This window comes from Bacillus sp. cl95, from assembly GCF_900115925.1.
Taxonomy (GTDB): Bacteria; Bacillota; Bacilli; order Bacillales; family Cytobacillaceae; genus Neobacillus_A.
The window spans coordinates 364,171-391,009 of sequence record NZ_FOYF01000003.1 but is presented as its reverse complement, the minus strand read 5'-3'; the positions used below and the strand labels follow the sequence as shown (position 1 = coordinate 391,009).

At 37.5% G+C, this 26,839-nt stretch carries 25 protein-coding genes and 1 pseudogene; 20 read left to right on the top strand and 6 right to left on the bottom strand.

Annotation, left to right across the window (positions count from 1 at the left end; all coding sequences use genetic code 11):
* The first annotated feature begins 177 nt into the window (after positions 1-177).
* The 9 genes from BMZ31_RS10935 to BMZ31_RS10895 all read left to right on the top strand — a co-directional run bounded on the left by BMZ31_RS10935 (position 178) and on the right by BMZ31_RS10895 (position 6,533).
* Positions 178-552: a hypothetical protein gene (locus BMZ31_RS10935; protein WP_090831775.1), complete on the top strand. Its 375-nt coding sequence runs from the start codon at positions 178-180 to the stop codon at positions 550-552.
* 133 nt (positions 553-685) lie between these two features.
* Positions 686-1,162 (top strand): DsrE/DsrF/DrsH-like family protein, encoded by a 477-nt coding sequence (locus tag BMZ31_RS10930; RefSeq protein ID WP_090831774.1) that lies wholly within the window; start codon positions 686-688, stop codon positions 1,160-1,162.
* Positions 1,163-1,261: 99 nt separating this feature from the next.
* On the top strand, positions 1,262-1,558 hold the full coding sequence (locus BMZ31_RS10925) for a rhodanese-like domain-containing protein (protein ID WP_090831773.1): 297 nt from the start codon (positions 1,262-1,264) through the stop codon (positions 1,556-1,558).
* A 52-nt stretch (positions 1,559-1,610) separates the two neighbouring features.
* Positions 1,611-2,186, top strand: coding sequence for a sulfurtransferase TusA family protein (locus tag BMZ31_RS10920; RefSeq protein ID WP_090831772.1), 576 nt, complete (start codon positions 1,611-1,613; stop codon positions 2,184-2,186).
* A 68-nt stretch (positions 2,187-2,254) separates the two neighbouring features.
* A complete protein-coding gene (locus BMZ31_RS10915) occupies positions 2,255-3,382 on the top strand; it encodes an MBL fold metallo-hydrolase (protein ID WP_090831771.1) in 1,128 nt (375 codons plus the stop codon).
* Between the two features lie 30 nt (positions 3,383-3,412).
* On the top strand, positions 3,413-3,640 hold the full coding sequence (locus BMZ31_RS10910; RefSeq protein ID WP_090831770.1) for a sulfurtransferase TusA family protein: 228 nt from the start codon (positions 3,413-3,415) through the stop codon (positions 3,638-3,640).
* A gap of 253 nt (positions 3,641-3,893) precedes the next feature.
* A complete protein-coding gene (locus BMZ31_RS10905; protein ID WP_090831769.1) occupies positions 3,894-4,670 on the top strand; it encodes a sulfite exporter TauE/SafE family protein in 777 nt (258 codons plus the stop codon).
* A gap of 222 nt (positions 4,671-4,892) precedes the next feature.
* Positions 4,893-5,852, top strand: a complete 960-nt coding sequence (locus BMZ31_RS10900) for an oxygen-dependent tRNA uridine(34) hydroxylase TrhO (protein WP_090831768.1) — start codon at positions 4,893-4,895, stop codon at positions 5,850-5,852.
* Positions 5,853-6,035: 183 nt separating this feature from the next.
* Complete coding sequence (locus BMZ31_RS10895; RefSeq protein WP_090831767.1) at positions 6,036-6,533, top strand: hypothetical protein; 498 nt, start codon at positions 6,036-6,038, stop codon at positions 6,531-6,533.
* 171 nt (positions 6,534-6,704) lie between these two features.
* On the opposite strand, the pseudogene BMZ31_RS10890 reads toward BMZ31_RS10895, so the two are convergent.
* A pseudogene (locus BMZ31_RS10890) lies at positions 6,705-7,495 on the bottom strand (phosphotransferase).
* A gap of 348 nt (positions 7,496-7,843) precedes the next feature.
* A complete protein-coding gene (locus BMZ31_RS10885) occupies positions 7,844-8,200 on the bottom strand; it encodes a VOC family protein (protein ID WP_090831766.1) in 357 nt (118 codons plus the stop codon).
* Between the two features lie 128 nt (positions 8,201-8,328).
* On the opposite strand from BMZ31_RS10885, the gene BMZ31_RS10880 reads away from it, so the two are divergent.
* A complete protein-coding gene (locus tag BMZ31_RS10880) occupies positions 8,329-8,874 on the top strand; it encodes a histidine phosphatase family protein (RefSeq protein ID WP_090831765.1) in 546 nt (181 codons plus the stop codon).
* Between the two features lie 69 nt (positions 8,875-8,943).
* The gene (locus BMZ31_RS10875) at positions 8,944-9,546 is read left to right on the top strand and encodes a hypothetical protein (RefSeq protein WP_090831764.1); all 603 of its coding nucleotides are present in this window, start codon (positions 8,944-8,946) and stop codon (positions 9,544-9,546) included.
* A gap of 61 nt (positions 9,547-9,607) precedes the next feature.
* On the opposite strand, the gene BMZ31_RS10870 is transcribed toward BMZ31_RS10875, so the two are convergent.
* Positions 9,608-11,281, bottom strand: a complete 1,674-nt coding sequence (locus BMZ31_RS10870) for a ribonuclease J (protein ID WP_175478079.1) — start codon at positions 11,279-11,281, stop codon at positions 9,608-9,610.
* A 474-nt stretch (positions 11,282-11,755) separates the two neighbouring features.
* Here BMZ31_RS10870 and BMZ31_RS10865 point away from each other — a divergent pair, with 474 nt between their 5' ends.
* The 3 genes from BMZ31_RS10865 to BMZ31_RS10855 are packed head-to-tail and all read left to right on the top strand — an operon-like array spanning position 11,756 to position 15,511.
* A complete protein-coding gene (locus BMZ31_RS10865) occupies positions 11,756-13,237 on the top strand; it encodes a spore germination protein (RefSeq protein ID WP_254778780.1) in 1,482 nt (493 codons plus the stop codon).
* Positions 13,238-13,260: 23 nt separating this feature from the next.
* Positions 13,261-14,361 (top strand): GerAB/ArcD/ProY family transporter, encoded by a 1,101-nt coding sequence (locus BMZ31_RS10860; RefSeq protein ID WP_090831762.1) that lies wholly within the window; start codon positions 13,261-13,263, stop codon positions 14,359-14,361.
* Complete coding sequence (locus tag BMZ31_RS10855) at positions 14,348-15,511, top strand: Ger(x)C family spore germination protein (protein WP_090831761.1); 1,164 nt, start codon at positions 14,348-14,350, stop codon at positions 15,509-15,511. Before BMZ31_RS10860 ends, BMZ31_RS10855 begins: the two co-directional genes overlap by 14 nt.
* Positions 15,512-15,638: 127 nt before the next feature.
* On the opposite strand, the gene BMZ31_RS10850 is transcribed toward BMZ31_RS10855, so the two are convergent.
* Positions 15,639-16,280 carry a DUF2238 domain-containing protein gene (locus tag BMZ31_RS10850; RefSeq protein ID WP_090831760.1) on the bottom strand — a complete coding sequence of 214 codons (642 nt, stop codon included), beginning with the start codon at positions 16,278-16,280 and terminating at the stop codon, positions 15,639-15,641.
* Positions 16,281-16,626: 346 nt separating this feature from the next.
* On the bottom strand, positions 16,627-17,421 hold the full coding sequence (locus BMZ31_RS10845; RefSeq protein WP_090831759.1) for a DUF2935 domain-containing protein: 795 nt from the start codon (positions 17,419-17,421) through the stop codon (positions 16,627-16,629).
* A gap of 351 nt (positions 17,422-17,772) precedes the next feature.
* Here BMZ31_RS10845 and BMZ31_RS10840 point away from each other — a divergent pair, with 351 nt between their 5' ends.
* The 4 genes from BMZ31_RS10840 (at position 17,773) to BMZ31_RS10825 (ending at position 23,771) form a co-directional block, all read left to right on the top strand.
* Positions 17,773-18,102 carry a heterocycloanthracin/sonorensin family bacteriocin gene (locus tag BMZ31_RS10840; protein WP_090831758.1) on the top strand — a complete coding sequence of 110 codons (330 nt, stop codon included), beginning with the start codon at positions 17,773-17,775 and terminating at the stop codon, positions 18,100-18,102.
* Between the two features lie 164 nt (positions 18,103-18,266).
* Positions 18,267-20,228 (top strand): putative thiazole-containing bacteriocin maturation protein, encoded by a 1,962-nt coding sequence (locus BMZ31_RS10835; protein WP_090831757.1) that lies wholly within the window; start codon positions 18,267-18,269, stop codon positions 20,226-20,228.
* Positions 20,225-22,171 (top strand): TOMM precursor leader peptide-binding protein, encoded by a 1,947-nt coding sequence (locus BMZ31_RS10830; protein ID WP_090831756.1) that lies wholly within the window; start codon positions 20,225-20,227, stop codon positions 22,169-22,171. Before BMZ31_RS10835 ends, BMZ31_RS10830 begins: the two co-directional genes overlap by 4 nt.
* Positions 22,172-22,193: 22 nt before the next feature.
* The gene (locus BMZ31_RS10825; RefSeq protein WP_090831755.1) at positions 22,194-23,771 is read left to right on the top strand and encodes a SagB family peptide dehydrogenase; all 1,578 of its coding nucleotides are present in this window, start codon (positions 22,194-22,196) and stop codon (positions 23,769-23,771) included.
* A 179-nt stretch (positions 23,772-23,950) separates the two neighbouring features.
* Here BMZ31_RS10825 and hpt read toward each other — a convergent pair whose 3' ends face one another.
* Positions 23,951-24,478 carry a hypoxanthine phosphoribosyltransferase gene (gene hpt / locus BMZ31_RS10820; protein ID WP_090831754.1) on the bottom strand — a complete coding sequence of 176 codons (528 nt, stop codon included), beginning with the start codon at positions 24,476-24,478 and terminating at the stop codon, positions 23,951-23,953.
* 123 nt (positions 24,479-24,601) lie between these two features.
* On the opposite strand from hpt, the gene BMZ31_RS10815 reads away from it, so the two are divergent.
* A complete protein-coding gene (locus tag BMZ31_RS10815) occupies positions 24,602-25,054 on the top strand; it encodes a Gmad2 immunoglobulin-like domain-containing protein (protein ID WP_139205940.1) in 453 nt (150 codons plus the stop codon).
* A gap of 314 nt (positions 25,055-25,368) precedes the next feature.
* Complete coding sequence (locus BMZ31_RS10810) at positions 25,369-26,643, top strand: L-cysteine desulfidase family protein (RefSeq protein WP_090831752.1); 1,275 nt, start codon at positions 25,369-25,371, stop codon at positions 26,641-26,643.
* Positions 26,644-26,839: the final 196 nt, after the last annotated feature.

Below are 26,839 nucleotides of genomic sequence, written 5' to 3'. Positions count from 1 at the left end.
TTTTGTTGATAGATATTCCGTTTATCTTCCTTATTGTGATTAATACTTAAATATCTTCATGGTTCTTTGAAAATCTTAAACAAAGAATTCAAGATAATAGTGTTGACAATATACCCTATAAGGTATTATGATGTTCAATGTAAGTTAAGTTAATCGAAAGCCTTTAGGAGGTTTGTGATGTCGTGGTTCGTAACGGGTTTGATTTGTTTCGCCGTTGGTCATCCGATTTATCAGAGATACTATCCAGTTCGAGGCGTGGAATGTAAAGAAATAAGTTCAACAATCCAATCCTCAACAGAAGTTATTGATCTGAGGGACTATAACCTTTCATATAAGAATCCAGTAACAAACGCTAAGAATATTCCAATTGCATACTTGCACAGATTCATACATGAAATACGTGCTAAGGAAGTTCATATTATTGTCGATAATCATTTTGACAAGAATATGGGGATTCGCTTGCTTAAGAAAAAAGGGATTAAAGTGTCTGGGTATACGATTATGAATTCCCATAATAAACAAATGGATATAACATCTGTCTGCAAAAATTGAAGTTGAAAAGAGTTGTTGACACAAGATTTGATTCGGATTATTATATACCCTGTGGGGTAAATAATATATCTGCTATTTTTTTAAAACTCAACATACCCTAATGGGTAATTGTTGTAATAGGGGGAAATAAGAAATGGAAACTAAAAAGACAACAATTGTATTATTCAGTGGCGATTACGATAAAGCAATGGCAGCTTATATTATTGCAAATGGTGCAGCTGCATATGATCATGAAGTGACAATCTTCCATACTTTCTGGGGTTTGAATGCACTTCGTAAAGATGAGCACGTTCCAGTTAAAAAAGGTTTCATGGAAAAGATGTTTGGGAAAATGATGCCAAGAGGCGCAGACAAAATGGGTCTTTCAAAGATGAATTTCGCAGGTATGGGACCTAAAATGATTAAAGATGTGATGAAGAAGCATAATGCGTTAACTCTTCCACAATTAATTGAGATGGCTCAAGAGCAAGACATTAAGCTTGTAGCTTGTACAATGACAATGGACTTATTAGGTCTTCAACAAGAAGAATTACTAAACAATATCGAATATGCTGGTGTAGCAGCTTATTTAGCTGATGCAGAAGATGGCAACGTAAACCTATTTATCTAATGGTATTCTTCCTCTTTGTTTGAGGGAGAATAGCTTTACCTGAGCATAGAGATAAATAAATGAAGGTACATTCTTATTGACTTTAAGGAGGATTTACTGATGAAAGAAATTACAACTAAAGAATTAGAAACGCTTCTTAATGAAGGGAAAAAACTTGATATCATCGATGTTCGTGAAACGAGCGAAGTTGCTGAAGGCAAAATCCCTGGAGCAGTGAACATTCCTTTGGGATTAGTAGAATTCCGCATGAATGAGCTTGATAAATCTAAAGAATACATCATGGTTTGCCGTTCGGGTGGACGAAGCGGTCGTGCTTCACAGTTCCTTGAAAGCCAAGGCTACAAAGTGATCAATATGACTGGCGGAATGCTAGCTTGGGAAGGTAAGACTGAGTAAATTTTTTTGAAAAGTTGAATACCCTAATACGTATACATGGGAGGCATTTATAATGGAAAACATTAAAGCAAATCTTGTATTGGATGCAAAAGGACTAGCTTGTCCTATGCCAATCGTTAAAACGAAAAAAGCAATTGCCGGATTAGAAGCTGGTCAAGTACTTGAAATTCAAGCAACAGATAAAGGTTCTAAAGCGGATTTGAAAGCTTGGGCAGAAAGCACTGGTCATCAATATTTAGGAACAATTGAAGATGGTACGGTTCTTACACACTATTTACGTAAAGCTTCTGGAGAAGATACTGTAGAAAGAAAGCACCCGCATGTCATCCAAAATGATGAACTTGAAAAGAAGCTTCAATCAGGTGACCAATTTGTTCTTCTTGACGTAAGGGAATCAGCGGAATTTGCTTTCAGTCATATTCCAAATGCAGTTTCTATACCACTAGGTGAATTAGAAGAGCGTATGAACGAACTTAATCAAGATGCTGAAGTTTATGTAGTTTGCCGTACAGGAAGCAGAAGCGACCTAGCAGCACAAAAGTTATCTGAAAAAGGCTTTGGAAAAGTATTCAATGTTTTACCGGGCATGACTCAATGGAACGGTACAACTGAATCCATCACGAAGTAATAAATTAACCGTAGTGTAATAATCATTAAAATTTTTTGAGATTAAATATACTGTAGGGGGTAAAAGTTATGGCAGTTACAGCAATGAAAGCAAGTGAAGTAGCAAAGAGAGTAATCAATAAAGCTGATCTATTTGTTCTTGATGTTAGAAACGAAAACGATTTTCAAGATTGGAAAATTGAAAGCGAAAACTTTCAATATGTAAATATTCCTTACTTCGACTTGTTGGATGGCGTAGAAGAAATTCTTGGTCAGATCCCTACTGAAAAAGAAGTACTAGTTGTTTGTGCCAAAGAAGGGTCATCCATCATGATAGCTGAAATGCTTTCTGATGAAGGACATGACGTTTCTTACTTAGCAGGCGGTATGAAAGCTTGGAGCGAACATTTGGAACCAGTTAAAGTAGGAGAACTTGCCGGTGATGCTTCACTTTACCAATTTGTAAGACTTGGAAAAGGTTGTCTTTCTTACATGGTCCTTTCAAACGGAGAAGCAGCTCTTATCGATGCAACACGTATGACTGATGTTTATACTGATTTTGCTGAAGCGAATGGTGTGAAAATTACTCACGTATTTGACACTCACCTTCACGCTGACCACATTTCTGGTGGAAGAAAAATTGCTGAAGCCACAGGTGCAACTTACTGGTTACCTCCTAAAGACGCAGAGGAAGTTACTTTTGAATACCAAGCATTAGAAGATGGAAACCTTGTGAAAATCGGAAACACAACAATTGATATTCACGCGTTATACTCTCCAGGTCATACAATTGGATCCACTTCATTCGTGGTAGGTGAGAAATATTTATTATCAGGCGACATCCTGTTCATCGACTCAATCGGACGTCCGGATCTTGCTGGAATGGCTGAAGATTGGGTAGGCGATTTACGCGAATCACTATATAAGCGTTACAGAGAACTTTCTGGCGAACTAGTCGTATTACCGGCTCACTTTATGATTATTGATGAACTTAATGAAGACGGCAGTGTTTCAGAGAAGTTAAGCACATTATTTGCTCAAAACCATGGTTTAAATATTGAAGACGAAAATGAATTCAGAAAATTGGTGACAGAGAACTTGCCTCCACAACCAAATGCATACCAAGAAATTCGTGAAACGAATATGGGTAAAATCAACCCAGATGAAGAAAAGCAACGTGAGATGGAAATCGGACCTAATCGATGTGCAGTGCGATAACTTAAATAATAAATAATAGGAGTGTTGAAAATGAACGTAGATAGAATTTTAGACGCAAAAGGTTTGGCTTGCCCAATGCCAATCGTTAAGACAAAAAAAGCAATGAATGAAATGGAATCTGGTCAAGTACTAGAAATCCTAGCAACAGATAAAGGCGCAAAGAATGATTTAGCTGCTTGGTCAAAATCAGGCGGACACGAATTGTTGGATTCTACTGAAGAAAACGGTGTTTTCAAATTCTGGATTAAAAAAGGGTAATGAATAATAGGAACCATGTTTTGGTTCCTATTATTTTTAAGTAAGGCTCTTTTCGTAACCGTTGTTGTTTTCACACTTAAATGTAAAAATCGGCTTCTGGATTTTTACGAATTTTTATGAATTCTTGGTTCAGGAACTTCTGGAAAAGAACCACGAAGTCGTAAAGAATGCGGGGGAAGAGTCCCATAATAAAAGCAACAATCATTGCGAAATCAGCCTTAAGTATAGGCGTTTTTAAAAGGGGGAGAAACGAATGGATCTTACTTTTATTATTACCATATTTCTTATCGGTTTTATTGGTTCATATATTTCAGGAATGCTAGGAATTGGCGGTTCCATAATTAAATATCCAATGTTGCTATATATTCCACCTATGCTTGGAGTTGCGGCTTTTTCAGCGCATGAGGTTTCGGGTATCAGTGCCGTACAAGTGTTTTTTGCGACAATTGGTGGAGTTTGGGCGTATCGAAAAGGCGGATACTTAAACAAGAATTTGATTATCTATATGGGTTCCAGTATCCTTATCGGTAGCTTTATTGGCGGATTCGGATCCAAGATGATGTCTGAAGCTGGAATCAATATAGTTTACGGTACTTTAGCTTTAATTGCAGCTGTAATGATGTTTATACCAAAGAAGGGAATCGATGATATTCCCCTTGATCAAGTAAAGTTTAATAAGTGGCTTGCGGCAATATTGGCGTTGATAGTAGGAATCGGTTCAGGGATTGTGGGAGCTGCTGGAGCATTCTTATTGGTGCCAATTATGCTTGTAGTATTAAAGATTCCTACAAGAATGACCATTGCCACTTCATTAGCGATTACTTTCATCTCTTCTATAGGATCTACTGTTGGGAAAGTCACGACAGGACAGGTTGACTATTATCCTGCGTTAATTATGGTCGTTGCCAGTCTCATTGCTTCTCCGCTGGGTGCTATAGCAGGTAAAAAAATGAACACAAAAATACTTCAAATCATCTTAGCCGTGCTTATTGCAGGAACAACTATCAAGATTTGGATGGATATTTTATAAGCATAAAAGAGGAAATCGATATGGTTTCCTCTTTTTTATAGATTCGTTTAACATCAATAAAAGAGTTGATAATCGGAACAAATGATCTAGGCGATATTCCTTCTAACTCTTCAAAAGTACTCGAAAAACTTGATGACTTGCTAGCGAGTCAGAAAATCTGATATAGTAGATAAGTTAATTCAAAAGTTATACGTAATTTTAGAAAGATGTAAGGTGATTAGAATGGAACAAAATTATCAAGTATTACTTTATTATAAATATGTTAATATCGACAATCCTGAGGAGTATGCTAAAACGCATAAACAAGTCTGTGATGATATCGGCCTAAAAGGACGAATTCTCATCTCAGCCGAAGGTATTAATGGGACCGTTTCAGGGACGGTAGAACAAACAGAAGCTTACATGAAATATATGCAGGAAAGCCCTTATTTTAAAGACACAATCTTTAAGATTGACGAAGCAACTGAACATGCATTCAAGAAGATGAAGGTTCGTTATCGTAAGGAACTGGTAACGTTACGACTTGAGGATGACGTCGATCCAAATAAGGTTACAGGAAAGCATTTGAAACCGAAGGAGTTCTTTGAGGCAATGCAGCGCGAAGATACTGTGGTTATCGATGCTCGTAATGATTATGAATATGACCTAGGACATTTCCGTGGATCTGTAAGACCTGACATCCGTAACTTCCGTGACTTACCACAATGGATTCGCGAAAATAAACAAGAATTCGAAGGTAAAAAGATTTTAACTTACTGCACAGGCGGAATCCGTTGTGAAAAATTCTCTGGATGGATGCTTCAAGAAGGTTTTGAAGACGTTTCGCAATTAGAAGGCGGAATTGTTACTTATGGTAAAGATCCAGAAGTACAAGGCGATTTATGGGATGGCCAGCTGTATGTATTCGATGAAAGAATCAGCGTTCCTGTTAACCGTAAGGAGCATGTAATCGTTGGTAAGGATTATTACACAGGTGAACCATGCGAGCGCTATGTAAACTGTGCTAATCCTGAATGTAATGACAAAATCTTATGTTCCGAAGAAAACGAACATAAATACTTGCGCAGCTGTTCTCATGAGTGCCGTGTACACCCACGCAATCGCTACATTGCCCAGCACGGTTTAAGTGAAGAAGAAGTTCGCGAAAGAATGAATGTAATTGCTGAGGAAGTAACTCAATAATTTATAATAGTATGCTGATGTGATATGTATGCACATCAGCTTTTTTGTTTTTAATAGAAGCGGTCCCTGATATTCTTGTCCATTTTATGAATAAAATAGCGGTTGTCCCTAAATGCTGTTTTAGTATGCTAATCTAGCGTTAGCCAGTCATATGGTTGGCTAAAAATTATTAGGAGGATCATGATGGGACTAGACATGTTTCTTTTTGAAGTGCCTAAAATAGGTGAGATGACGTGTGAAGAGGTTTTGTCAGTTCATGTGGAATTAGGAAGATTGAAATCTGAAAAAAATGAGCTTTATGAGCAAGTGAAGCCTTACGTTAAGAACTTTGTAAAATACGGCCATAAGTGGAAAAGCCTCCTGACGGAAGTAGCTTATTGGAGGAAAGCTAATCAGATTCATCATTGGTTCGTGGAAAATGTACAAGAAGGTGTAGACCCAAGTGATCCTTATGAGGTTAGTCGTGAACAACTGGTAGGACTCCATCAACTTTGTATAAAAGTTATTGATACGAAACAAGCCCCCGCTTTATTACCTACTCAACCAGGTTTCTTCTTCGGAAGTACCGATTACGACGACTATTATTATTTAGATGTTGAGTATACGAAATCCATTACCGAAATTCTCCTTAATACCTTCAATTTCGATACCCACTATTTAGTTTACCAAAGCTCCTGGTAAAATCTCCATTATCTTACTATCATATTGATTTTTCTGCCTTTAAATAACCTATCAATTAGCAAAATAAATAACCATGAAATTAGCACAAAAAAAGCTTGAGGTAAATTAAAAGAATCTCAAGCTTTTTTGTGTGTAGTACTTATTGAATCAAAGGTTCTATAAGAAGAAAAATTAAGTCCAATCATTCATATGCTCAGAAATGAATTTAATATCATTTTGATAATGTTCAAGGTGACCTTCATCTATCATCTTTTGAAAAGCAAGGTCACCTTCACTCGCTTTTCTTCTAATTGTTTTACACAATCCTTCTAATCGCAATAGTACCATTTCTATATAATTTTCATCAAAGCCTTCTCCGTAAGAATCAAAAAACAATTTAACTCTGTTTTTTAAACGGTAGGCATCTTGAAATGAATCGTAATAGACTCTTCCACCTTTTTCAGTAAGAAAAAATCTACTTAGTGGAACACAAGTATAAAGAGCATAAGCTATGTCCCAAAGTCGTGGACCAGGTCCAGCTACATCAAAATCAATAATACCTATTGGTCTTTCATTTTGAAAAATAATGTTGTATATTGCAAAGTCGTTATGGCACAATACCTCCGCATTTTGTGGGGTATTATCTAATGATTGCCAACTGTCATCAAATAAAAAGTCGCTTACTGAATCATGATAGAGACGAAGCATTTTTGCAATTTCATGTAATACATCATCTGACCACATATAATCCTTTAAAGATAGTTGCCAGCTTCTCCTTCGATAAATGATAATACTTCTCGTCCTTTTTCATCGATACCAAGATATTTAGGTGAATAATCGTATCCTTTTTTATCAAGATGTTTTAACAGTGCATGAATATTTTTGCTATTTGACTTTAGTTCCCGACTAACTGTATTACCTGTCCTATATACTTTTGAGACGTTACCACCAGCTAACAATTCCTCATTTGAACGCTTTGGCATATATACCTCCTTTTCTTGTTCCGCAATCCTGCCCCCTCCGTTGAATAATATAGTTTTCAAAATATTTATTTATTTTAACCTAAAATGGTATTAGCCCATTGCTTTTCTCACAACAGCGCCGAATTAACATAACGAATAACATTGGATTTAATACCCTTTGTTCGCACGATGACAACAGCACTTTACTATTTGTGGTGTAAATTACTATGCTATTTTGAGTACGCTTCTTTACAAATGTTGATATACCAACGAAAAAAGCATGCCAATTACTATGCTAATTCATATGCTATTTATAATGTTTCTCCACAAAAAAGGAACTACTTATTCAAAACAGTTCCTCTTTTGTATTTAACATTTACATATCATAAGAGTATTTCCATCAGGATCTTTAAAGTTAAAATAATGTCCATGTTCAATTTCTGTTATCAGTTCAACATTTTTGCTTTTCATATATTGGTAAGCTTCTTCAATATTTTCGGAATTGAAGTGGAACTTTGGAACTTCACTGATATTAGCCTTTGAAAATATTTTGCTGTCTAATACAAGGTTTGTTCCTTTCATTGGGATGACATATATATGACCGAATTGGATTTCTCCATCCGTGGATAATCCCAATATGTCACAATACCAATCTCGAGCGGATTCAATGTTGCATACTGGGATAAATATCGTCCCAATTTCATTCAAAATAGGTGACTTTTTCATAAAATTCCTCCAATTCATTCATATCCTCAAATAAATATTCGATTCTAATGATTTATATCCTGCAAAAATGCTGTCACTCCTATAAAATGGTAAAGTGTATAAAGTGTTTTTATTAGGGGGGGAATTCAATGAGAGTTGGATTACTACGTCATTTTGAAGTGAAAAGGGGTTACCCATCTGGCCTTGTTACTTCAGAAGAGTTGATGAATTGGGTCAAAGAATACGATGAATCAGAAGTGATGGAAAAAGAGATTGATTTATGCAATATAGAGTGGATGAAATGTTATTCAAGCGATTTGCCAAGAGCATCTACGACTGCGAGAAAGGCGTTTAATGGTGAAATCGTTTATATAAATGAATTGCGCGAATTAAGTTTGAGTCCAATACTTAGATTCAATATAAAGCTTCCTTTGACTATACACCTTATACTTATAAGATTGGCTTGGTTTTTTAATCATTCTTCACAACCTGTAAGCAAGAAGGAAGTAATTCAAAAAATAAATGATATCCTCGACAGAATCATTGGTGATGAAAAGGAAGATGTTCTCATTGTGGGTCACGGAGGGGTAATGATATTTATGAGAAAGGAATTAATAAAAAGAGGATTTGTAGGTCCAAAATTCAATCGGCCAGAGAACGCTAAATTATATGTTTACGAGAACAAAAGAAGTTAACTTTCCGAAACACTAAATTTTAGTAGAATGATTTGAACAAGAGAGCACTACATAGTGAAGGTGATTTAGTTGAAGAAGCGTAAACTCAAAATTTCAAATGGAATCTCAGATCAACGAATGAGGATTGTTTTTGGTTTTATGATCATAATGGTCATATTTTTGCTCATTGCAGGAATATTTATCTTTACTAATTTTTTATTTCAATTAACGGATATTAATACTATTGAAGTGAATTATCGAGTATTTTTATTGGAATCGTTTGCAACCGGTTCACTCATTTTGACAGGATTGACACTATGTGCAATGTTCTTATATTTAATAATTGTGATCGTTTTTAGAAATCCACAAAAAGTTTCAAAAAATACCGTATTGAAATTCAGCCTTGGTGGGATTTTTGTCCTCCTGTTAACTGGAGGACTCATTTATTATGGTGGATCGTTTACATATGATTGTGTTTTGGACATGAAGGATTACTCAAATGGTGATTGGAAGGAAGAAGAGCTATTAGTAAAAAATGTTGAGTATATGGAAGATGGGGATTATATTATTGAAGCGGATCATCGTGAATTTTTTGTATTTGGGCTTCCCATAACAATAACGGAAGGAGAAACTTATCGTTTCACTTTTTTGGATAGAACCAGTCATGTTTTGAAGATTGAGAAGCTCAAATAAATCATTATGAAGGAGTCAGCCACTAGGGATTAGTGACTGACTCCTTTTTTTAGTTTAAAGACTAAATCTCGATAATAATAGGGAGAATCATTGGTTTTCTTCGCGTATGCTTGAATAAATATTGCCCAACACTTTTCTTAATATTTTGTTTCATGACATTCCACTGACGAATATTGTCTTCTTGTAATTCGTTTATTGTAGATTTTGCAATTCGATTAATGTCTTTTAGAATATTTTCTGAATCTTTGACATAGACGAATCCGCGACTAATGGTATCAGGACCTTGAATAATCTTTCCGTCCCTTTTGCTTAATGTTAATACAATCACGAGCATACCATCTTCCGAAAGTTGTTTGCGGTCACGGAGTACAACGTCTCCTACGTTCCCAACGCCACCACCGTCCACATAAGTATCTCCTGCGGGAATATTCCTTGTCTGTACGGCAACCGATTTTTCGATATCAACGACATCACCATTATTGATGATAAAAGTATTTCCTTTTTCCACTCCCACGGATTCAGCAAGAAGTTGATGATGGTGGAGCATTCGATATTCCCCGTGAATCGGAATGAAATATGTCGGTTTCATTAGTGTAAGCATCAGTTTTAGGTCTTCCTGATAACCGTGTCCAGATACATGCATTCCTGTAGTGCTTCCAGATCCGTAAATGACCTTTGCGCCGAGTTGGAATAAGTTATCGATGATTTTCGATACGTCGCGCTCATTACCAGGAATCGGTGATGCAGCTAAGATGACTGTATCTCCAGGATAAATGATAACATCGCGATAATTTCCACTTGCAAGACGTGCGAGGGCGGCCATTGGTTCACCCTGACTTCCGGTACACAGAATGGCTACTTTTTCCGGAGGAAATGATTCAATTTGATGCGCCTCAATCAACATTCCTTCAGGAACAGTCAGATATCCTCTTTCGATTGCTACCGAAACAACATTAACCATACTTCTTCCTAGTAAGGCCAGCTTTCGATTCGTCTTCATGGCTGCATCCACTACCTGTTGGACACGGTTCACATTCGAGGCAAAGGTAGAGACGAAAACTTTGGCGTCAGCTTTCATGAATGCCTCATCCATATGTTCACTGACCATTCTTTCTGTCGGTGTTAGACCGGAGCGTTCAGCATTCGTACTTTCGGATAATAAAACTAAAACGCCTTGATTCCCGATCTCAGCCATTCTATGGATATCGGAATATTGGTTATTTGCAGGTGTTAAATCAAATTTAAAGTCACCTGTATGAACAATATTCCCTTCAGGTGTATGAAAAACAATTCCCAAACAATCTGGAATGCTATGGCTCACTTTGAAAAAGGATACTTTGATTTCACCTAATTCCAGTTTCGAGTCAGAGTCTACTGTAATGAGTTTTGTATCTCTTTTCAGACGATGGTCATCCAACTTTAATTCAATCAGACCTAAAGTGAATCGCGTCGCATAAATAGGGACATTCAATTTTTTCAAAAAGTAAGGAATGCCTCCGATATGGTCTTCATGACCATGTGTGACAATCATAGCTCTAATCCTGTCCTGGTTTTCTTCCAAATATGTCATATCAGGAATGATTAAATCGATTCCCAATAAACTCTCGTCTGGAAATTTCCCTCCACAATCAATGATCACGATATCGTCACCATATTGAACAACATACATGTTTTTCCCAATTTCATTTATGCCGCCTAATGCAAAAATCGATAATGTATTTTCGGTAGATCTCAATTGTGTATCCTCCCCAGTCAAAATAGATAATTTTATTATCCCCATTTATGTAGTCATTATTTTAAATACCACCCAAGATTTAGTTAATAAGTATGAACTAATACTCTTTTCTAGGGATTGATGAATTCATTGCCTTTGGTGAGAATCGATTTTCTCGGTTAATCTAGCATGCTTCAGGAAATAATGGTAGATATAGAAAATAATTCAGTCGATTTTTATATGAGATTTATCATTTTTTCTAGCAATACCATTGCAAAGCATAGATGGAGAGTGATCCAAATTGCTAAAGACAATCTTGTCCTATATGCCTGACTATATCGTGTTCATCCAAACTATCATTACGTTTTTAGTTCCATTGGGATTAACCAAATTCTTTAAGTGGGTTCATTCAATAGAGAAAGAGTGATTCGTGTGAAGTGGCGGAAATCAATAGACAGACATAAGCCCAAACAAGAAACAGGAACGAAAGAAACCATATCTCAAACTAATCACAATTCTCGAATGCTTACAGGTGTATTTAAGAATGATTTAGAGTTGATTCGAAATGAAATTGGACATAATTCAGATGTGAATTTTCGCGAATTTCACCTAGGGCAAACAAATGTTCTTGCTACGGTAGTTTTTATAGATGGATTAGCAGATACAGATTTGATTCAAGAACAAATTATGCGTGGATTGATGTTTGACTTTACAAATGAAACCAAAGACTCCATTCAAGATTACATGAAAAAGCAACCCCTCTCTGTTAGTAACATAAGGGAGATTCAGAAGCTGAAAGAGTTAACTTCAGGGGTCATGTTTGGTTCCGTTGCATTATTGGTGGAGGGTTATACTGGGGCTTTCCTCTTAGGGGAAGCGAAAGCAAAAACTAGAGCAATGGAAGAGCCACCTTCGGAAGCGCTAGTTCGTGGTCCTCGTTTAGGCTTTATTGAAAACTTAAGTGATAATACAGCCCTTTTAAGAAGGTATGGTAAGGATCAAAACTTAACCATTATCAACTTTCAAGTCGGGGAAAGATCAAAAAAAGAACTTGTTATTACTTACATGAAAGATATCGCAAATGATGATTTGATAGAAGAAGTTAAGGAAAGAATCAGTAAAATCAATATTGACGATGTCCCTGAATCAGGTTATGTCGAACAATTAATTGAAGATAATTATTTAAGTCCGTTTCCGCAAGTGCAAAGTACAGAACGGCCAGATCGTGTAATGAGTGCCTTAATGGAAGGCAGGGTAGCCATTCTTTTAGATGGATCTCCTTTTGCCTTAATCGTACCGGTGACCTTTAATATGCTCTTGCAGTCACCCGAAGATTATTATGAACGGTGGCTAGCCGGGACATTAATTCGACTTTTACGTTATTTTGCAGCTTTTGCAGCTTTATTTGCACCTTCATTATATATTTCTTTTATTTCTTTTCATCAAGGCTTAATCCCGACTACTCTTACTTTTTCAATTGCAGCAACGAGAGAAGGTGTTCCTTTTCCACCACTTATTGAAGCAATGATAATGGAAGTGTCTATTGAGGTATTAAGAGAAGCGGGACTCCGCTTGCCGAAACCAATTGGTCAATCACTTGGAATTGTCGGCGGTTTAATTATCGGAGAAGCAGCAGTGCAAGCGGGAATTGTCAGTCCAATTATGGTCATCGTTGTGGCAGTAACGGCCATATCTTCCTTTACACTCCCGCAATATAATGTAGGGATTGCTTTAAGAATGCTGCGATTTGTTGCGATGTTATTTGCTAGTGTATTTGGACTGTATGGAGTCATTTTATTTTTCCTTTTGCTTTGCAGCCATTTGGTAAAATTAAAGAGTTTTGGTATACCATATGTGAGCCCAGCGGTTCCATATCGGTTGAGTGATTGGAAGGACTTCATGATCCGAGTTCCACTTTCAATTATGAAACGACGTCCAAAGATGTTACACCCTAAAGATTCTGTTAGAAAGAGGTAGCGGAACGAAAGGATTTGACTACTATGAATACCAATCCTATAGATCGAATAACGACATCGCAAGCTGTCATGTTTATCTCAAATTTTATATTTGGTGCAGGGATCTTGACCTTACCTAGAATAACAACGGAAAAAATAAAAACGCCTGATTCTTGGATCGCAGTCATAGTTAGTGGGATATTTATCATGTTTATGGTGTTTTTAATTTTTAAATTATGCCAAAGATACCCAAGCGAAACATTCTATCAATTTAATCAAAAACTTATTGGCAAATGGTTAGGGTCTTTGCTCAGTCTTATTGTAGTAGCATATTACATTGGACTTTCTGCTTTTGAGGTTCGAGCTATGGCAGAGACCACAAGATTATTTTTGTTACAGGGTACTCCTACATGGGCTGTAATGATGCCGTTTCTTTGGATTGGTTTCTACTTGGTAATGGGGGGTATCAATTCAATTGCACGTATGTTAGAGATTATTTTTCCGATAACGGTTCTCTTCTTTCTAGTAGTTATGTTTCTAGGAATAAGTATATTTGAAGTTGATAATATTCGACCAGTATTAGGGATGGGTGTTATGCCGGTTGTTAAAGGGCTCACGACGACATCGCTATCTTTTGCAGGCTTCGAAATTATCCTCATCATTTTTATGTTTATGAAAGAAAAAAATAAACCAAAAAGATTAGTATTACTTGGTGTAGGAGGGCCTATCATCTTCTATACCATTACAGTGGTAATGGTCATAGGTGCATTATCTATAGACGGAGTTTTATCACAAACTTGGCCCGTACTAACTTTTGTTCGAAGTTTTGAAATTAAGGGTCTCCTATTTGAACGCTTTGATTCACTCCTTCTAGTGATATGGATTATGCAAATTTTTGCTACCTATATCATTGCACTTTTTGCTGCAGTACTAGGTTTGGCTCAGGTTTTTGGAAAAAGTCCCCACCCATTTATTTATGTTTCAGTACCTGTCATTTATTTCATTGCCATGATTCCAAAGAATATCAATGGTGTATTCAAAATGGGAGGAATGATCGGGAATTTTGCTTTTTACTTGTTTTGTTTTATACCCATTTTACTTTTGTTAATCTCAATGGTGAAGGAAAGAAAACATGCAAAAATATAACCAAACTCGACCATATCACCTTGTTTTAATAATTGCTCTTGTCATTTTCCTGCTTACAGGTTGCTGGAGTAGTAAGCCGATTGATGATCTTAATTTCATAACAGGGTCAGCTATTGATAAGGATGGAGATGGGAAATTAAGAAGCACTCTCCAATATGTAATCCCAAAAGCGATAGGGAATAACTCAAGCGCGCCGACACCACAAAAACCATATATAAATGTGTCTGAAAATGGGATTGCATTAGAACCTACAGGATGGGAAACGACATTAAAGAGGGAAGGCATCATTTTTGGTTCTCATCAAAAAACGGTCATTATAGGTGAAGCATTAGCAAGAGAACGAAATTTGAGAGAATTTACGGATTTGTACTTTCGGGATATAGATATAAGAGGCAGTACGCTTATTTTTATATCGAAAGGGCCAGCCGATCAAGTTCTTGAAACGAAAGAACCAGGCGTTATTCCTGCATTACGCATCGTAGAAATTGCGAATCAGGAGCTGACTACACGAATATTGAGACATACTTCTTTAATGAAGATATGGGGGACAATGAATTCAGGGACCAGTTTTCTCTTGCAGCGACTCGATTCTTCCAAAGGTGAAGTGGAGTTTATTGGAGCTGCCATTATTCACGGTAAAACAAATAAAATGGTCGGGTCTTTGAATAAGAAAGAGGTTGAAGGTATTTCTTGGATAACAGGAGAAGGAAAGGGGGGTGCTGTAAAAGCCTATGAAAAAGCAGGTGAAAGGGCAACATACTATGAAATAGAGACAATGAAGAGCAAGATACAGCCACATGTGAAAGGAAACAGGATTTCATTCACAGTAAAGATTGAATCTGAGGGAAGAATTGCTGAATATTGGAATCCTTATTTAAAACCTGCGTTTAAGAATAAGAATGTAAAACATATTGAAAAAGCTGCCGAAAAAGAAGTGAAACGATTGGTAGAGACCGTCACAAAAAAGATGCAAAAAGGGTACAAAGTTGATGTTGCGGGATTTGGCAACCAATTACGAATTAAGTACCCAAAGGTTTGGGAAGATGTGAGAAAGGATTGGGATAAGGAATTTAGTGAGATTCCCATAACATATGATGTCAATATAACGATAAAGGATTACGGTATGATTGGATCGAAGAAGAATGAATGATAGGAAAATGATTAGGTTTAGGGGATAGGCTTATTTCCCCTAAACTTTTATTTGATTTATGCATGCAAAAGGCTGGTAGGAAACCAGCCAGGACGATTGAATATGGATATGAAATACGTACATATTTTTAACGATTATTCTTTTGTTCGATGGAAATCCCCTTTTTAACTAAAAGCTTATTGTGTAACTTTGATAGAATTAGCAAAGCCACAATAGAGCCTATAAATGTTAGCGACATGTCCCATTGAGAATCCCAATTATCACCTTGCGTTCCTAAAAACTGTTTAGAAGCCTTTCCACCTTTGGAGACTTTGGATGCTAGCCATTCGATAATCTCATATAAAGCGCCAATCGCTAGTGCAAAGCTTAAAGTAACCGAAGTTAGCCACGGCCCTTTTTTAAGTGGTGTCATACGTATGAATATTTCTCTAATGACAATTGCAGATAATCCTTTTAGGAAGTGTCCTACCCGATCATAATGATTCCGCTTTAACTCAAAATAATCTTTTATCCAACTAAAGAGCGGCACTTTAGAATATGTATAATGTGCACCGATGAACATCCATATCGAAAGAATTGCAATGATGAAATACGATAGCGTCGTCAGGCGAAACTTATTATATAGGAGGATTGCAGTGATCAGAACCACTACAGCAGGAAGTGCTTCCAAAGACCATATGAGGTAACCTTCTGGCTTTATTAATGACCAGATGAATACGGAAGTTACGATTAAAAGTAATACTAAATGAATTCGTTTACTATTCCTCAATACATTCACTCCATTGGACTATGGATTTAGATCTAGAGATATGTGTTTCTAAGAGATAGATTAAGGTTAATTTTGATTGGGAGAGTAATTACGCCATTACCTCGGTTGTTTTATATATTATCTTTCCTTTAAAGAATTAATTTATAACTAATTGTTTTAGCTGCACTTAATTTAATTCCATACTGGTATGAATAAAGTGACTGTTTACCATGTTGAGTTAGAAAAATCGGAAACTGAAAAGATAATTTAAAAAACCAGTGTGGTATTCCACTCTGGTTTTTTAATAAAGGAAAGCGACTTCTTCTTATATAAATAGTGAATTATGACAAAGCATTCAGCGGTAAATTCAACCGTTTGTTGAAGTAAGGCTGGCTTCAAACCTATCAATAACATGAAGAAATCTCTCAGCTTCACGGAAAACATGATCTGCAAGAAGGGGATGAATATTGCTCTTTATTCTGCATGCTTCAATTAAATCTCTCGCGGTCTTCTTAAAGTCCCTTAGAGAGGCTACTGACACCCGGTTTTGATCAAGAAATTGATCTAATATTGGTTTAGTTTCAGATTGAGGACGCATGTGATCTAAGTCCATCGCTTGATAAAGCAGTTGATCAAAGTCATGGCTGAATTCCCTTGCTTGTTCAACTAGCTTTCTTTCAGAAGGATCAAGTAGATGACCGATAAATTTTGAGTGGTCTGCCATAATTTTTAGAAAGAAAACATTTTCTTTTATAATTGCCTCCGGTAAGGGTTTCAATTTTCCCGCATTTAATTCTTTCAAGCGTTTAGCGAAATAAGCTGCCTCCCTACTTGTATGGTCAATTAATAATGCGTAATTGTTGGATCTAATTTTACACTGCAATGTTAGACCGAGAACTTTTCTTTTATAAGCCCAAATAGAAACGGCTGCTTGGTAAACTTGATTATTAAACTTAATAATTTGCTGAGGATCAGAGTTTACATTGAAATTACTTAGTTCTTCTTCAATTCTTTGAAATACTGGAATGAATTGCTTTGCTTCTTCTATCAATTGTTTATCATCATAACTAAAACCGAGACTTAAGAATAACGCATGTTCCTTCATAATCCTTGACCAAAAACGAATTTCATCTAAGGATTGGGATACAAATGAATTAGACATCGTTTCACCCCTTTATTTAACTCATATTCTTTAATTAATATTCACTAAGAAATTTTTATATGTAGTCTTTAGGTTCATTTTAAGAAATGACAATGAAATTATTTCAGAAAGAAACTTCGCTTGAATTTCAATGAATTGGACTACTATTCATGTTAGTACTCTTTCTTCGTTTTACGGTATTTGCAAATCTCCAATAAAATAGGCTTTTGTATTAGTAGCAATACCCACCCATTTCACATATTTTGTTGGGGAGTATTAAATACATTAGAAGTTATATTTTCAATTAAGCTCTTTAATTGAAGTTTTAAAGGGTTTATAGGGCTTGTTTTTATACTACAGGAGGTTACAAAAATGAATGATTTTCAAAGAGAACTCCAAATGCTGAACTTAGGGGATTACCAAGCAACTCAGGCAGTTTCTTGGGATCCAAACCAGTACTATACAGATCAGGATCGCCAGTTTATCGGTGTTGGTACAATTGGTGGTTTTAGTTGTTTTAATTGTTTTAATTGTTTTAGCTGTTTCAATTGTTTTAACTGCTCAAATTGTTTCCGTTGTTTCAGCTGCTTTGGTTGTTCATCTTGTGGAGGCAATTGTGGTGGACACCGTTGTGGAGGCAATTGCGGTGGTGGAGGCCGCTGTGGTGGTAATTGTGGCGGTGGCGGTCGCTGTAAGCGCTAATAATTTTAGGTTTCGAACAAAATTTCGGTTAACTCAAGAAGAGCCCCTACTTATGGTAGAAGGGCTTTTCTCTTTATCGTTGAACATATGGGACAAATTGCGTTACATAGAATAATAGGGATGAGAATCATGAACAATGAGAGCTACGTCTAAGGAGGTACGAAATGGAAAAGCTTAACCCTTCTATGCGTCTGAAAGTAAAAAGGGACATGTTTTTTCTCCCAGATGAAAATAGGGGTGTATATTTTCGGAATAACTTAAGTTCTTTTCGAATGGAAGGAAGTATGATTGAAAAGTGGGTTGAAAAGCTGATTCCTATGTTCAATGGGGAAAATACCTTGGAGTATTTGACAAATGGTTTGCCGGAAGCTTACAGAGATAGGGTGTATGAAATTGCCGGAACACTATATCGGAATGGATTTGTTAAAGATGTAAGCCAAGATCGTCCACATCATTTGAAAGAAAAGATTCTTGAAAAATATGCATCTCAAATTGAATTTGTTGATAATCTTGTAGATTCTGGAGCTTACCGTTTCCAAGAATATCGCCAGTCTAAGGTATTGGCAATTGGCTCTGGTCCATTTTTAGTATCTTTAGTTTCTTCTTTGTTAGAATCGGGTTTACCGAATTTCAAAGTACTCATCACAGAAACTGTTCCGACCAATAGAAAGAGGTTGAAGGAACTTGTGGCACATGCTCGTAAAACAGACGCTGAGGTATTCGTAGAGGAAATGGTCTTAAAGGAAGACCGGGCGAGTTACTGGAGGGAAATTGTGAAACCGTTTGATTCGATACTATATGTTTCAGAAGGAAGTGATGTGGAGGAACTGCGAAATCTTCATGTTATTTGTAAAGAATTAAAGAAAGTGTTTCTCCCCTCAGTATGCATAGAGCAAATGGGGATGGCGGGGCCGTTAGTGAGACCAGACTCAGACGCGTGTTGGGAGTCTGCTTGGCGCCGTATGCACCAATCCGTTCTCTCAAATCATGAGCCATCATCAGGCTTCTCTCCTATAGCCGGTGCTATGTTAGCTAATTTGATCGTGTTTGACTTGTATAAAGACATTACTGGAGTAAAGGATCGGGAACAGAAGAATCAATTTTTTCTGCTTAACTTGGAAACGATGGAAGGAAATTGGCACTCGTTCTTGCCTCACCCACTTGTAACAGGACTACCTTCAGCTAATTTGGTCGAAGATTTCGAGAGATTGCTTGAACGCGATTCAGGTAATGGGGAGTCAGATAAATTACTCCTTTACTTCAACGAGTTAACATCTAAGCAAACCGGGATTTTTCATATATGGGAGGAAGGAGATTTAAAGCAATTGCCATTGGCTCAGTGTCGAGTTCAAGTAGTTGACCCATTGTCAGATGGCCCAACCAAGCTGTTGCAGGAGATCGTCATTACAGGACTAACCCATGAGGAGGCAAGAAGAGAAGCAGGATTAACTGGTATTGAAGCGTATGTATCACGTCTTGTCGATATCCTAGATACCCCTGTACCTTTTATGACGGGAGCAGAGAGGATTATTCAATTGCGAGAATTTGTTGGGCTTGGAGCAGGTAAAACATTTGTGGAAAGTGTTTACCGAGGATTGCAAAGCTGTTTGGCAGATGATTTGAGGGAAGAGAAGGCAAATCCTAAGTATACGGTCTCTCGCGTACATTTGAATACTGTAGAGGATGAGCGATGCAATTTTTATTTGCAATCACTGGCAACAATGCTGGAAAAACCGATTGTTGGTTTAGGGAAGGATGTATCAGGGTTCCCAGTTGTATGGATCGGTACGAGTGACGGGTGGTTTGGTAGTGTGGATTTGAATATTACGATGGCCTTACGAAGATCTTTGCAACAGGCACTTTTTAAACTGCAAAACAACGAAAATCCCTTCACTTCACGTGCTTTGACTGTACCGTCTGTACTTCTTGACGAAAAGGTAACTAGAAGCCTTGATATCCCTGAATGTAAAGCAAGGATTCAAACTGAAATCTTGTTGGATGCTATAGAAGTCTTGGAGAGGAATGGTAAGAAACTAGCAGTCTATGAATTAGGGCTCGAGCCTTTTTTAAAAGAGGAAATGGCAGGAGTCTTTGCCGTATGTGTTCGCGGGGAGGGATTAGGGTGAGTGATCTCGTCTTGATAGTCGGAAAAGGGGTGTTGACTGACCTCTTATGTGAGGAACTGTCATCTCGATACATGGTCGTTCGCCAGTCTGATCTTGAGTCAATCTTGCAGGTGAAAGCTGATTTGGCTTTGGTTTTAAATGATTCTTGGAATCCCTCTATTCATATAAAAGCAGAAGAAGTGTTTAGGGCAACTAATACCCCTTGGCTGAGAGGCTTTGTTTCATTCGGAGAGGGTGTGATAGGACCATTGGTACGCCCCAATTCGCCAGGGTGCTCTCAATGTGCAGATTTGCGTCGACATATGACTGGAAACGATCGTAAAGAGATGTGGCAGATGCAAAAAAATTTAGAAGCTGACCGTGGAGTGCGACAGGAAGCATGGGCCTCGCGTACAGGAATTTTACAAATAGCGTACCTTCTCACGGCGGAGGTACAAAGAATCTTAAGCGGCGAAAAGGTTTTTTCTGAAGGACATATATGCCTCATCAGTCTAAAAACTTTAAAGAGTTCATGGCATCCCTTTTTGCCAGTCCCATTATGTTCGGTTTGTAGTCGATTACCGAAAGATACTTCATCTTTGGCACGCATATCCCTGAAGGCTAGTCCAAAAGTCAGCGCTGACAGTTACCGAAGCCGTTCGCTGGATGAATTGAATAAAGTTCTGGTAAAAGATTATCTAGATCATCGTACAGGGCTTTTGAATGGAAAAATGTATAATCTTGTTCCACCATTTGCAGATGTGAGTGTTAATTTGCCTTTGTTCGATGGGGACGAAGGGACAGCAGGACGGACTAACTCCTATGCGGTAAGTGAGTTGACTGCAATATTGGAAGGTCTGGAGCGGTACTGCGGAATTCAGCCAAGGGGGAAACAAACAGTAGTTTATGATAGTTACACTAATTTGAAAGATTATGCATTAGATCCTATTAGCGTTGGTGTACACGAAAAAGAACAATATCAGCGGCAGGGTTTTCCTTTTAAGGAATTTAATCTTGATCACCCTATGAACTGGGTGTGGGGATATTCTTTTTTGCAAGAGCGTTCAATATTGGTTCCAGAGTTACTCGCCTATTACAGCTTAGGCTGTGGGTCTAGCGGATTTGTCTATGAAACTTCCAACGGATGTGCGTTAGGCGGAAGCCTTGAAGAGTCCATTTTCTACGGGATTATGGAAGTGGTGGAGCGTGATTCATTTCTGATGACTTGGTACTCGCGGATGAATCTCCCTCGACTTGATCCATCTTCAGCTAAAGACGAAGAGTTACAGTTAATGATTGAGAGGATGCGAGCCGTTGCTGGATATGATCTATATCTCTATAACTCAACGATGGAGAACGGCATTCCGAGTATCATGGCATTGGCGAAAAACAGAAAGCAAAAGGGATTGAATCTCATTTGTGCAGCGGGCGCTCATCTTGACCCAGTTCGCGCAGTGAAGAGTGCCATTCATGAGTTGGCTGGCATGATGCTGACACTAGATGATAAGTTTGAGGCAAACCGCGAGGAGTATGAGCAAATGTTTTATGATTCTTCTCGGGTGCGACAGATGGATGATCATGGCATGCTGTATGGCTTGCAGGAAGCAGAAGAACGCTTTAAATTCTTAATGGAAGATGATCGTCCGATGCGCACATTTGATGAGGAATTTAATTGGAAGTCAAAACATACAGACCTAACAGATGATCTAAAGGACCTCATTCAAGTTTTTCGAGGACTGGACATGGATGTCATTGTGGTTGATCAATCGACATCGGAGACGATTCGAAACGGACTGTATTGTGTGAAAGTCCTTATTCCGGGCATGCTGCCAATGACTTTTGGTCATCATCTTACCCGTGTTTCAGGACTAGATAGAGTGTTAGAGGTACCTAAGCAATTAGGATATAGGAAAGAAACATTAACGGTTGATGAACTCAATCCGTATCCGCATCCCTTCCCATAAGCGGTGACTAGGAGGTAGGAGGATGAGTCTAGAGGAATTTTTGCACAATCTACAATTTGATATCGACAAAGCAAACGTGTCAAACTGGGAAGTCGATTGGGAAGACTCACCGCTTCCATATAAGCTCTATCGTGGATTACCTGTCGTTCCATTATCTCTGGATATACCGCTGACATTGGAAGTTTCGGAACTTCCGGCAAAACCAAATCTACGTAAAGTGGGTCATTTCCTCTGGTATGTGTACGGAATCACTCAATTGAGTCAATCGATCTTTTCGTCAGATTCAGCTGAACAAAAAACGGAACTCATGCAGTCTTTTCGGAGATTTGCTCCTTCTGGTGGTGGATTGTATCCAAACGAATTATACGTGTATTTAAAGGTAGAGGATTTGCCAACTGGGGTATATCATTATGATGTGGCGCACCACAGACTGGTATTGTTGCGGGAAGGCAATTACGATTCATATATTAACAGAGCTCTTGGTAATCGCTGTGACGTGCCTTCTTGTTTTGGAACTGTTTTTGTATCGACCATGTTTTGGAAGAATTTCTTTAAGTACAACAATTTCTCCTATCGTCTCCAGGGGTTGGATACTGGTGTGCTGATGGGACAGTTATTAGAAGTAGCGAAACGATTTGGCTTTGCTGCGGGGGTATACTACCAATTTCTTGACGAGGCAATGAACCATTTGATTGGAATCTCAGAAAATGATGAGAGTGTTTATTCTGTTATCCCGCTTTCTGTGGAACCAACGAATTGGTCCACAAACGGCAGTGAAAAAGACGGATTTGTCACTTCAGCTGAACTGTGCCGAGAGTTGATAGCAATTAAGACAAAGCATTACGTCCGTTCACAGAGAATGAAAGATTATCCGATGTTAATCAAAATGAATGTAGCGTCCATGATGGATTCACCAAGACTTTTTCGGCGTATAGAGGGAAAAGAGCCGAGAGTTAATGATGGAGAATTAATACCTCTTCCTCATGTGAAATCCACGCAGTATGATTTGGCTTCCGTCTGCCGTAAGCGATTCTCTCCGGACATGGATTTTGTTTTGGGAAGGATAAGTCAATCACAATTGGCGAATCTGCTCCAAGAAGTACTAGCTACCTTCTCTTATAGGAATGACTTGGATGAAATACCTTTTTGTCACAAACCTCGTGTTTCACTATATGGCTGTCTGTATAATGTTGAAGGCATTGCTAATGGTGCATATTACTATGACAGCAGAGAACATTCGTTACAACAGATATTACCTGGTGATCATAGGGTCTCGTTACAAAAAGGAATGAGTATGGATAATGTGAATTTGTACCAAGTGCCATTATGTCTCCATTTAGCGGGAACCAGAGACTACTCAAAAATGGCTCTTGGTTTAAGAGGATATCGAATACAACAAATGGAAGCCGGTATGCTTGTGCAAAGGTTACTTTTAACTGCCTCTGCATTAGGGTTAGGAGGACATCCACTTCTTGGTTTTGATACAATACAAAGTGATGAAATTTATAACTTGGGGCAACAAGGTAAAACTAGCTTGATTCAAATTCCGATCGGTCCTTACCGAAATCGCCCTTGGATGAAGGGAAGTTTACTAAGTTGAGGAATAATATAATACAGTAAGGATCTGCTAAAACTCATTGTTGATTTTGAAAAATTGTTGATTGGAGCGGAAAGGAAGCTCCTAGAACAGAAATCAGCTGGCAAGTATAACAGAGCTTAATTTAAAAAGGTTGATGCTCCCATTAGTAGGAACATCAACCTTGATACTTTTAAAAACTTCTAATATTCCTCAACAGTTGCGATATACGGTAAATTCCTATATCTCTGCGCAAAGTCAATTCCATATCCGACAATGAATTCGTCAGGAATGACAAATCCTACGTAGTCAACCTTCATATCTACTTTTCTTCTCTCTGGCTTATCTAAAAGGGTACAAATCTTAATGTTTTTCGGCTTATGTAATTGTAAATGATCACGTAAGAAATGTAATGTAAGACCGCTATCTATAATATCTTCAATAACAACTACATTCTTATCTGTAATATTCGCGTCCAAATCCTTTAATAGCTTAACCTTACCAGTGGTCTCCGTTTGGTCACTATAGCTAGAAATGGAGATGAAATCGACTTTGACATCGCCTTTCAATTCCCTAATTAAATCGGCTGCAAATACAAAAGATCCTTTTAAAACAATAACTAAGACAATTGGTTCATTGTTGAAATCTTTTTCAATCTCTTTCGCTAATTCTTTCACACGCTTCGAAATTTCAGTTTCTGATATCATTGTGTCTTTGATTCTGTATGGCACGTGGAAACCTTCTTTCTAATTGATTTTGTGGAAAAGAGAATTAAATCCAAAGATAAGTTTAGTCTATTTTTTCATGAAGGACAATTATTATGGGTGAATAACAAAAAGAAAGGGAGTCAGGATGTGAAAAAGCTAATCTCTATTTCACTGATGATTATTTTATCTATCCTCTATTTTAGGGCTTGTAACCATGGAAATGAAAACCAAGAGGATGTTAAAAATAATCCTACTATCATCGACAAAGATGCAGAGAAAGAAAAAAGTGATATACCGCCAAAACTCTATGAAAATGATGCATTTAAGGAAGTTACAATTGTTGAAAATAACGAAAATCTAGTCATTAAGGGAAAAGCAAGAGTATTTGAAGGCGTCTTTCATTACGCGGTAGTTGTTGGGAAAGAAATATTAAAGGAAGAGTACTATCAAACAGACGGTGCGCCTGCATGGGGTGAATTCTCAATTACCATATCTAAGGAACTTGTTGTAAATGAAGGAACCAAGTTAGAATTGTTCACTTATTCGGCCAAAGATGGATCAGAGACAGATGTTTTGGAAATCCCATTGAAGAGCGAGTAATGGTTTCAAAATCCGCATATATTCTTAGATACGAGTTCTCCAAAACATTTAGAGGACTCTTTTTTGTGCGGAAAAGCTTAACATTTTCAATCTCCTTGCTTGATATTTTTTAATATACATTCGAAGGAAGACTTAGACTTCGTCTTCCACTACTAATTTTAGAAGTGATTGATAAAGGTCAGTTATTCGGACATATTAACACGCGACTATTTACCTATTAATCAAATTTAAAGAGGATTTAATCGGCTATACACCGAAAAGAATAGATGTAAATCATCTTGAAAAAGTTATTTCACAAAAGTAGGTGTAGCATAATGGAGAAGCACAAAATTTTATCAATTTTAGAAAAAGAATTAGTGATTGCCCTTGGATGTACGGAGCCTGTTGCGATTGCATTGGCGGCAGCAACGGCAAAAAGCTATGCAAAGGGACAGATTAAAGAGCTAAGTCTAAAAGTTAGTGGGAATATTATAAAAAATGCTAAAGCGGTCGGCATTCCTGGAATGTCTTCTACTGGTTTAGATTTCGCAGCTGCCCTTGGAGCAGTAGCTGGAGATCCAAATAAGAAACTCGAAGTATTAAATGGACTTACCTTCGAAGATGAGCACGCAGCACTCAAGCTTATTGAGGAAGGAAAAGTTGAATGTAGTCAAGCCGATACACCGAAAAGACTATATATTGAAGTGACTCTCAAGACGAAAGAGAATACTTCTAAAGTGATTATTTCTGATAATCATAGTAATATCACATTAATCGAGGTTGATGGTAAGGTTTTATACCAGGGTGGATGTGAGAATATAGGCATTCAATCTGACAAAGAGGACTTAATAACTCTCACAATAGATGAAATATATGATTGGGTTCAAATGGTAGATGTCAGCTTCTTGTCTTTAGTAAAAAAGAGTATCGACCTAAATAGAATCATTGGAAGGGAAGGCCTTGTGGGAGATTATGGCTTAAATGTAGGAAAAACAATTAAAGAAAATGTAAAAAGAGGAATTCTATCTGATGATATTGCAACTGCTGCAATGTCTTTAGCTGCCGCGGGATCAGACGCTAGAATGGCAGGTTCAACGCTACCGGTAATGGCTAACACCGGAAGTGGAAACCAAGGGATAGCAGTAACACTTCCAGTTGTTGCTGTGGCAGAGAAACTACAAGTTTCCGAAGAAAAGATGATTCGGGCAGTCGCTCTTAGTCATCTTATCACGATACATATAAAATCTAAATTTGGTCGTCTTTCTGCTTTATGCGGTGTAACTGCTGCAGGAATGGGGGCCAGTGGTGCAATCGTTTATTTACTGGATGGTCATCTACAACAAATTAAAGCTTCCATCCAAAATACAATTGGAAACGTTTCAGGAATGATTTGCGATGGGGCCAAAGCTGGCTGTGCCATGAAAGTCTCCACGTGTTCAAATGTTGCGGTTCAATCAGCACTGTTGGCACTAAACAATCAAGAAATTAAATCTACTGATGGATTCATTCATGATGACGTGGAGAAAAGTATTGAAAGCTTTTGTAAGCTCGGAAATGAAGGAACAAGGCAAACAGACAAGTTAATTTTGAAATTAATGATGGAAAAATAATTGAAAGAAATAACAAAAGAATTTTTCGCTGGATATTTCTTATAGCAGAGCCTTTCGGAAAATATCACAATGATTAAACAGAACCAGAATTTTAGAAAAGAGGAATCAACTGGAAAGTCAAACATGGAAGGGCTATGTTATAATTCTATTATTATATTTTTTAAGGGGAAGTAGCAGATGCGCAATAATGGTTTGA

Bases quoted from the DNA above. Each gene is read 5' to 3' on its own strand.
- BMZ31_RS10935 (WP_090831775.1), top strand. From the start codon at position 178: ATGTCGTGGTTCGTAACGGGTTTGATTTGTTTCGCCGTTGGTCATCCG.
- BMZ31_RS10930 (WP_090831774.1), top strand. From the start codon at position 686: ATGGAAACTAAAAAGACAACAATTGTATTATTCAGTGGCGATTACGAT.
- BMZ31_RS10925 (WP_090831773.1), top strand. From the start codon at position 1,262: ATGAAAGAAATTACAACTAAAGAATTAGAAACGCTTCTTAATGAAGGG.
- BMZ31_RS10920 (WP_090831772.1), top strand. From the start codon at position 1,611: ATGGAAAACATTAAAGCAAATCTTGTATTGGATGCAAAAGGACTAGCT.
- BMZ31_RS10915 (WP_090831771.1), top strand. From the start codon at position 2,255: ATGGCAGTTACAGCAATGAAAGCAAGTGAAGTAGCAAAGAGAGTAATC.
- BMZ31_RS10910 (WP_090831770.1), top strand. From the start codon at position 3,413: ATGAACGTAGATAGAATTTTAGACGCAAAAGGTTTGGCTTGCCCAATG.
- BMZ31_RS10905 (WP_090831769.1), top strand. From the start codon at position 3,894: ATGGATCTTACTTTTATTATTACCATATTTCTTATCGGTTTTATTGGT.
- BMZ31_RS10900 (WP_090831768.1), top strand. From the start codon at position 4,893: ATGGAACAAAATTATCAAGTATTACTTTATTATAAATATGTTAATATC.
- BMZ31_RS10895 (WP_090831767.1), top strand. From the start codon at position 6,036: ATGGGACTAGACATGTTTCTTTTTGAAGTGCCTAAAATAGGTGAGATG.
- BMZ31_RS10885 (WP_090831766.1), bottom strand. From the start codon at position 8,200: ATGAAAAAGTCACCTATTTTGAATGAAATTGGGACGATATTTATCCCA.
- BMZ31_RS10880 (WP_090831765.1), top strand. From the start codon at position 8,329: ATGAGAGTTGGATTACTACGTCATTTTGAAGTGAAAAGGGGTTACCCA.
- BMZ31_RS10860 (WP_090831762.1), top strand. From the start codon at position 13,261: ATGAATACCAATCCTATAGATCGAATAACGACATCGCAAGCTGTCATG.
- BMZ31_RS10855 (WP_090831761.1), top strand. From the start codon at position 14,348: ATGCAAAAATATAACCAAACTCGACCATATCACCTTGTTTTAATAATT.
- BMZ31_RS10845 (WP_090831759.1), bottom strand. From the start codon at position 17,421: ATGTCTAATTCATTTGTATCCCAATCCTTAGATGAAATTCGTTTTTGG.
- BMZ31_RS10840 (WP_090831758.1), top strand. From the start codon at position 17,773: ATGAATGATTTTCAAAGAGAACTCCAAATGCTGAACTTAGGGGATTAC.
- BMZ31_RS10835 (WP_090831757.1), top strand. From the start codon at position 18,267: ATGGAAAAGCTTAACCCTTCTATGCGTCTGAAAGTAAAAAGGGACATG.
- BMZ31_RS10825 (WP_090831755.1), top strand. From the start codon at position 22,194: ATGAGTCTAGAGGAATTTTTGCACAATCTACAATTTGATATCGACAAA.
- BMZ31_RS10810 (WP_090831752.1), top strand. From the start codon at position 25,369: ATGGAGAAGCACAAAATTTTATCAATTTTAGAAAAAGAATTAGTGATT.